This is a genomic window from Pseudomonas sp. NFACC05-1, from assembly GCF_900100135.1.
In the GTDB taxonomy this organism is placed as follows: domain Bacteria; phylum Pseudomonadota; class Gammaproteobacteria; order Pseudomonadales; family Pseudomonadaceae; genus Aquipseudomonas; species Aquipseudomonas fluorescens_Q.
This window is the reverse complement of the sequence record NZ_FMTR01000054.1, coordinates 1-1,568: the sequence shown is the minus strand read 5'-3', so window position 1 is coordinate 1,568 and position 1,568 is coordinate 1. Positions and strand designations below refer to the sequence as shown.

General features: G+C 54.0%; 1 protein-coding gene. It reads right to left on the bottom strand.

Going from position 1 to position 1,568, the window contains the following annotated elements:
* Nucleotides 1-30: 30 nt before the first annotated feature.
* Complete coding sequence (locus tag BLO97_RS30425) at nucleotides 31-1,299, bottom strand: IS110 family RNA-guided transposase (RefSeq protein ID WP_063321205.1); 1,269 nt, start codon at nucleotides 1,297-1,299, stop codon at nucleotides 31-33.
* Nucleotides 1,300-1,568: the final 269 nt, after the last annotated feature.

Below are 1,568 nucleotides of genomic sequence, written 5' to 3'. Positions count from 1 at the left end.
TGGGGCTGCTTCACGCTCTGAGCTCTTCCGTCAACATGCTTTCGTTGCCTCCGGTGCTCTTATCAAAGGCGAGTCGTGGCGGGCCAAGGCTTGTAAATAGACGCTCTCGTCATACTGGGATCCAGCATTCCAGCACCGATAAACGATCCTGATCCATTTAAAAGCCAGTGCCCTCAGGGCTGCTTGATGAGAGCAGCCTTTGGCCTTCTGCTGGCGATAGTACGCCCCTGCCCATACCGATTGATTGATGCTGTGGGCAGCCCACTCGACAAATGTCTGGCGCAAAAAGGTTGAACATTGATAGCGCCAGCGAACGATTTTCTTCTTGCCACTGCGCTCGGTAACCGGAGCGATCCCGGCATATCGCTGCATAGCACCAGCATCCTTGAAGCGATCACGTTGCTCACCAAAAGCTACCATTAGCCGTGGTGCAAGCTGTTGCCCGGCTCCAGGCAAGGATTTGAAGAGGCTGTAATCGGCCAGGGTATTGGCCGTTTCTTCGATCGCCGCATCAAACTGCTTGATCGCCACCAGCATCCCACTCAGTTGCGATGCCAGGGTCCGCACATACAGCGCTGAAGGGGTAACAATCCCCGGATCCTCTGTCAGCGGCGTGGCCTTGAGGATCAAGGCCAGGCGCTGCTGATTGAGTTCTGCATGGCGAACATTGTGCGCGTTAAGAAACTTCAAAACGCTTGTAGGCCGAGCACGTTTAAGTGTTTCCAACGTCGACCAGCGCTCCAGGAAATCACAAAACACCTGTGTGTCATGGTCGTGGAACAACTCCAGCGCCAACGGATAGTACTGCTTGAGCATGCAAACCAACCGATTACTGGTTCTTACCCGCTCATCAACCAAGGTTCTCCGATGTTCAGTCAAGCTAGCCAGAGAGCGTATGGCAGGACTTTGTTTCTCCTGCAGGGGAAATCTGTCGGGATGCTTGAGCAATAGCTCAAGTGCCCACTGGGCATCGCTCGGATCGTCCTTCGCACCGCTGGGAACAAAGGCCTTACGCTGCTTGGCTAAGGTGGCGGGGTTGATTGGGAACAAACAAAAAAAATCATATTTTTGCAGGGCCGCTATCAACGGTCCTTTGTCTAACTCCACGGCAATGGCGATAGGACCGCCATAACGCTGATACAGCGCATGAGCCCATTGATCAATAGCTTCGGGGTTGTGTCGGATGACCGAGAAGCACCGCTGGGCTTGCCCAGCAACCTGCAAGCAGACGTCATGTTTGGTATCGGCCCAATCAATTCCGATATAAGCAGTGAATTTCTGAGACAAGAGCGTTTGCATTGCACACCTCCACAGACGCTAAAGTACATGCAGGAACATGCATGCTTGCGTCCAGCGAAGGCGATATAGAGAGCCGTGCCCGGCTTTCCCTGAGTGTTCGTTAGAGGGCGCAAGCGCACCTGCTGGGCTCGAAGGTGAAGCAGTAATCATCGAGATGCGTTGCAGCCCTATTCGTAGCTCGCAGGTGCATGTTCCTTCCTCGCAACAACCGGACTCCAGCGAGTATCAGTATGGGGGAGCAAGGAACGGACTACCTATATCGCAGCCCA

What these genes read in the sequence shown, in the direction of transcription:
- BLO97_RS30425 (WP_063321205.1), bottom strand. Translation starts at nt 1,299, where the DNA reads ATGCAAACGCTCTTGTCTCAGAAATTCACTGCTTATATCGGAATTGAT.